The sequence below is a fragment of the Rhizobium atlanticum genome, assembly GCF_030182485.1.
Taxonomy (GTDB): Bacteria; Pseudomonadota; Alphaproteobacteria; order Rhizobiales; family Rhizobiaceae; genus Rhizobium.
Genome location: NZ_JAQJCJ010000059.1, coordinates 1 through 5,430, shown reverse-complemented (window position 1 = coordinate 5,430; position 5,430 = coordinate 1). Strand labels below are relative to the sequence as shown.

Here is a 5,430-nt window from a genome sequence, read left to right as displayed (position 1 = left end):
TCATCGAAGCGTTCAATGGCCGCTTCCGTGCAGAATGCCTGAACCAGCATTGGTTCCTGACCCTTGCGGATGCCCGCGAAAAGATGGAGGATTGGCGTAGATACTACAATGAGGAAAGACCTCATGGTGCGATCGGCAACAAGGTGCCGATCTCGTTGGTGAATTCGGGAGGCGCAACCAGCCCGCCTCCCTGAATGAAGCCGGAAAACTCTAGCATCCGGTGGTCCAACGTTTGGGAGCGTTTCAAAGACCGCCGAGGCTCTAATCGCCGCCGGATGAAAATTCAGTGGCAGGTCATTTGGTCTCGATGTTGCACAAGGAGCCAATTCCAGCGGCCACGAAGTACTTGGTATGCACCCGTGGGAACAACATGGGCGCTTCAATTGAACGGAAACTCAAATTTATGGCTGGCTCTGACAAATTACGGACGATCAGCGATAGTTCGGGTCTCCAGCGGGATTGCAGCATGAGGCCGGCAGTCAATACCAAAGGACATTACTGCGACTTCGCCGAATGCCGGTAATAGACATCCGCCAGAATGTGGTGGTCATGGCGGTAGACTTCGGCCATGATATTATAGAGGCTTGGATCGTGAGCCTCGAAATCTTCTGATGTGGCAATGGTGAGATTGCCTCGGCTGTAAGCCAAGTTCGTATTGAACCAAAATCGCGTGCCCTCGGCCCAATACTCATCGACGTTGTTCTCCATATAGGAACACGCCCAGAGGCCTTTCTCGTAGGCGTGCGAATAGGCACGTTCAACTCGTGCAACGAGATCAGGATCTACCGTGCGCAGCGCGTTGAAAATATTATGTGAGAATTCGTGAACAAGAATGTTCCCGCCGTAATACCGCGTGCCCGGCACGCCCATCAAATTCTCCACAGCTCCCGTCGTGTAGAGCCCGCCCATGCCGCGCGCCCTTTGTGCCCAGTAGTCTCGGGCAGTCATCTTGCCGATCGTGTTGGCGTAATCCCGCCGCTCGTCAGGGGTGAGACGTGGATCATCGGGAAGAGGCTTCTTCCAATCCCGCTGCTCGGGAATATCAGTCGTCGTCTCGTCAATTGCCATGACGCCCACCCGCGCTCCAGCCTGGATTAAAGCATCGCGGACATCACGGCGTTCTGACAACATGTAGAGGACAATGTCACGTGAGATCAATAGTGCCGTGTCTGGAACCTTGTTTGACGAAATAATAGGTATGCCCGCTGCGTCAGCATATTTGGCATAAAATGGATCCAGATTGAGTGATGTCGGTGGGCTGCGAACTATGAAAGTCTCGAAACTCGATACATCAGCCGCGGACAAAGGCGAGTCAGATAAGACATTCTCAGCGCCGCCGAGTCTGCCTGCGGATGCAGCAAGAAGGTACCCACCGCACAACACCATCCCCATCGAGCATACATCCATCATCGTGACCTCTCGTTAACGGCTGTCTTTCGTGAGACGACGCAACAACCGTGCCAGTCACTAAGTATTTCCTCGGGGGCTCATCGGCGCCGCCGGCTCTGTACCAGACCATGTGCGTGACGATCGGCAACCGGTGACCAGGGTATGACGATCACCTCATACCGTTATCTAGGAGAAAATTGCGATCTCGCGGCCGCCTCGCCAGTCCTGGGAGGCGTTTGCTGTGTCCGGGGTCCTAAAAGCTTGCACCGGAAACGCACTGATCTAGGAATCCATTCCTGTACCCATCATCTTCTCCCGAGGTCGGGATCGCCAGGCAAGTATGTCCTCTGGCAATCTTCGCCGATACCCAGCGTGCCGGTCCATGGGCTGCGATAGCCAAAGCGAACCAGGGCGTTTTGCGAGGGGAACCCCTTTCAGATTCAACAGGAGAATGCTGCTGCCTATCGCCGCGTCCCATTTTGTGTGGAATCAGACTGTCGCAAACCGAACATTCCGAAAAAACCCCTCCGCCAGGTCGGGTCGTTCGACGACTTTCGACGCCGGGATAGACCAGCCCGGTTCCGCCGAGGGTTCTAATGTGATCTCGACAATTTGCCTGATTATCGCCGAAAACGTCTTTGGCTTGCTTCTGCCTGAGTAGCGAGCCTCTCAGTCATGGTCAACTTTTCAGTTCAATGTCCTGGATGCCTGATCAAGATGATCCAGCATGATGGACAAGGCGGCATGTTCACGAAGAAGTTGGAGCAGCCGCTTCATCTGGCGTCGGCAGCCGATGGCAGGCCGATTGATTGGAACGCATCCATTGGACGGATGAGTTCCATCCAAACAAATGATTTCACCAGCTTATACCAGTGCCATTAGAAGCGCCCCAACGAGTGCGTATCAAGTAGTTGCTCTGTCGACGCCTGGACAGAGTATTAAGTGGAGGTTTAGGTATGAGCCCTCAGGTGCGGTGGAAAGTGTGCTGGGAAAACGAGTTGGAGCTCTCTGACCACACGGAGCTCGCAGATTTCTTTCGGAAGACCTATGGGCCAACTGGAGCTTACAACGCCCTTCCATTCGAAGGTGCTCGTAGTTGGTCAGGAGCTAGGCCCGAGCTTCGCGTAATAGGCTATGATGCGCACGGTGTGGCCGCTCACATGGGGTTGTTGCGTCGTTTCGTTCGGGTTGGCGAGGTCGATCTACTCGTATGCGAGCTTGGATTGTGGGGCGTGCGTCCAGATCTTGAGGGGTACGGCATTAATTCGATGCGCATTGTTTACCCAGTGCTGCAGCAACTTGGCGTTCGGTTTGCGTTCGGCGGTGTTCGGCAGGCGTTGCGCAACCTTGTTCTCAGGCTCTGCCGAAATGGTCTTGCGACGGTTTTGGAAGGGGTACGCGTGCGATCCACCCTTGCCGATGTTTATCTCAACCTCCCGCCGACGCGCTGTGAAAACGTAATTTTGGTAGTATTCCCAATAGGATGCTCAATGAGTGATTGGCCATCGGGGACCTTGATCGAGCGGAATGGCCCTGAGCTATGAAAGAGCATGGTCCCATAGCTGAAGTTATCCGAAGAGACGGTGGCGGCCCAGTGATCGGTGCGTCTATTTAACCCTCGATGACGGACCGACCCACACGATGACACATCCCGCACCTTTCGATCTGCGAACGCTTAGACGTCAAGCGTGAGATATTCGAGACAAGCAGGACCATCAGGAACATATGCCCCGAAGCCTCGGTACCGCAATCCGGGCACCTGGTGGAAGTATGAACATCATCGGCTAATGCCGTATTTTTGCGCGCTCGCGGGTTCACGATCCGCGCTCCTCGTTCGACCCGCTAACTGACGCCACTGCCGCAGAGCACGGCATCGGAGCCTGCGCACAAGCGCACTGCCGACCATACTGCGATGGCCGACAACCCAGATCTTCTTGTTGGACAAGTCGTACACTCAGAGCTCTTCCCGGCTGTTCAGGGCCTTCCAGTGCTTGACATCCTCGCGCACCATCTCGGCGACGAGCTCCTGAACCGGGGCCTTGTGTTGCCAGCCCAGCTTCTGGCGGGCCTTGGTCGGATCACCGGCAGAAGATCAACTTCCGTCGGGCGGAGGTATCGAGGATCGACTTCAACAAGGCAGGCACCGGACGCGGAGTCGTAGCCAGTCGACGCCGGACGCCTTCCATTCCAAAGTAATGTTCACGTCGGCAAAAGCCCGCTCGAGAAATTGGCCGACACTCGTCGTCTCGCCGGTCGCCAAGACGTGGCCATCCGGTTTGTCCTGCTGCAGCATGCGCGACATGCCCTCGACATACTCACGTGCGTGGCCCCAGTCGTAGCTCCTGGCGCTGTTTTTGGCCAGCTGTCGGGCGCGGCGGGCCTGCGCGATCGAAGTTGGCTTGTTCAGCCACAAGGCGAAGCTCTATCACCTGGGCGCTCGCAGCGTCTCCCGTGCGATACGCCATTTCTCTCTTGGCTACAGGGATGTGCGATTGTCTCCTGTTTTCAAAGCTCTTTGTCCTGCTGATGGTCGCGGTCGCGCTGGCGCGCGGTCGACCTAGACATGTCCTGCGATTGATGAATCGATTGTGAGGTGACGAGAGCGACCGAAGCTGATTCAACATCCACAGCGGAGAGGTGGATGATGGGACAGGCCCTGAGCGATGATCTCCTAATACGGGTTTTGAAAGCGTCTGCGGCGGGCATGTCGGCTCGACAGGCTGCGGCTCGTTTCGGAGTTGGGATTTCGACGGCGATCCGCTGGATTGAAGAGCGAAAGAGGGTGAGTTAACTGCTCTGCCACAGAGCTGGAGACGACCTTCGGCAGTGGATGCACACGAGGAATTCGTTGTCGCGTTGATCAACGAGCGTAGGGATGTGACGCTCGATGAGATGGTTGAGCGCTTGTCCGTCGAGCGGCAGGTGAAGATCAGCCGCAGCGCACTTGGCGCCTGGCTTCGAGGCCGTGGGTGGACCTTTAAAAAAAGACCGCACACGCACTGGAGCAGGACCGACCGGACGTCCTGAAGCGCCGGCGCGCCTGGTTCGATGGTCAATTGGACCTCGATCCGGAGAAACTGATCTTCATCGACGAAACCGGCCTCTCGACCAAGATGTCACGGTCTGCGCGGACGTGCATTGCGAGGTGAGCGTTTGCCGTGCCGGCGTGCCGCACGGCCATTGGAAAACAACGACTTTCACCGGTGCGTTGCGCCTCAGCGGAATGACCGCCCCATTCGTCTACGATGGCGCGATGAACGGCAACGTCTTCCTTGCGTATGTCGAACAGGTGCTGGTGCCGCCCCTGGAGATCGGCGACGTCGTCATTATGGATAACCTGCCTGCACACAAGATAGCCGGTGTCCGCGATGCCATCGAACGTGCCGGCGCCAAGCTCATGTTCCTGCCGCCCTATAGTCCGGACTTCAATCCAATCGAGAACGCATTCTCGAAGCTGAAAGCCATGTTGCGAGGCCGAGCCGAGCGAAAGATCGATGCTCTATGGGATGCGGTCGGGGCCTTGATACCTCGCTTCACTGCGGCAGAATGCGCAAACTACCTTAAGGCCGCTGGATATGACCCAGATTGAGCAGGATTTGCTCTAGCGGTGCAAGTGATGCCATCACGACACCGTCTGTCGGCTTTGTCTGATCGGCGACATTAGGTTTGTTTGGCAGTTTCCTGTGGTGGTTCGGAGTAACTTTCTGAAACCCAACAAAAGGATCTTTCCTTTGGCTCGATCGGCCCACATGGCACGGGTTTTGAAGATTGCCATGCGAGGCGGCGCGAGCTGCCTGCCTTTTACTCAGCGATGGATGGAACGAAAGAAGGAAGGCGATATGTCAGATTTGCGTCAAATCGCATTTTACGGCAAAGGGGGGATCGGCAAGTCCACCACCTCCCAAAATACGCTCGCAGCGCTTGTCGACCTCGGGCAGAAGATCCTGATCGTCGGATGCGACCCGAAAGCCGACTCCACCCGGCTGATCCTGAACGCCAAAGCACAGGACACGGTTCTGCATCTGGCAGCGCAGGAAGGTT

The 5,430-nt window shown here is 56.3% G+C and carries 4 protein-coding genes and 2 pseudogenes; 4 read left to right on the top strand and 2 right to left on the bottom strand.

The window, feature by feature from the left end:
- Nucleotides 1-194, top strand: a 194-nt coding sequence (locus PH551_RS32495) for an integrase core domain-containing protein (RefSeq protein ID WP_285196376.1), incomplete at its 5' end; no start/stop codon positions are given.
- Nucleotides 195-495: 301 nt separating this feature from the next.
- Here the strand turns inward: PH551_RS32495 and PH551_RS32490 are convergent.
- The gene (locus PH551_RS32490) at nt 496-1,410 is read right to left on the bottom strand and encodes a hypothetical protein (protein WP_010034735.1); all 915 of its coding nucleotides are present in this window, start codon (nt 1,408-1,410) and stop codon (nt 496-498) included.
- Nucleotides 1,411-2,345: 935 nt separating this feature from the next.
- Here PH551_RS32490 and nodA point away from each other — a divergent pair.
- Complete coding sequence (gene nodA / locus PH551_RS32485) at nt 2,346-2,933, top strand: nodulation N-acyltransferase NodA (protein WP_004679687.1); 588 nt, start codon at nt 2,346-2,348, stop codon at nt 2,931-2,933.
- A 410-nt stretch (nt 2,934-3,343) separates the two neighbouring features.
- On the opposite strand, the pseudogene PH551_RS32480 reads toward nodA, so the two are convergent.
- Nucleotides 3,344-3,802 (bottom strand): annotated as a pseudogene (locus PH551_RS32480) (GDP-mannose 4,6-dehydratase).
- A 231-nt stretch (nt 3,803-4,033) separates the two neighbouring features.
- Here PH551_RS32480 and PH551_RS32475 point away from each other — a divergent pair.
- Together PH551_RS32475 and PH551_RS32470 are read left to right on the top strand one after the other, a co-directional pair.
- Nucleotides 4,034-4,978: pseudogene (locus tag PH551_RS32475) on the top strand (IS630 family transposase).
- Between the two features lie 250 nt (nt 4,979-5,228).
- Nucleotides 5,229-5,430 (top strand): AAA family ATPase (locus PH551_RS32470; RefSeq protein WP_285196075.1); only part of this gene is annotated, 202 nt, incomplete at its 3' end.

What these genes read in the sequence shown, in the direction of transcription:
- PH551_RS32490 (WP_010034735.1), bottom strand. Translation starts at nt 1,410, where the DNA reads ATGATGGATGTATGCTCGATGGGGATGGTGTTGTGCGGTGGGTACCTT.
- nodA (WP_004679687.1), top strand. Translation starts at nt 2,346, where the DNA reads ATGAGCCCTCAGGTGCGGTGGAAAGTGTGCTGGGAAAACGAGTTGGAG.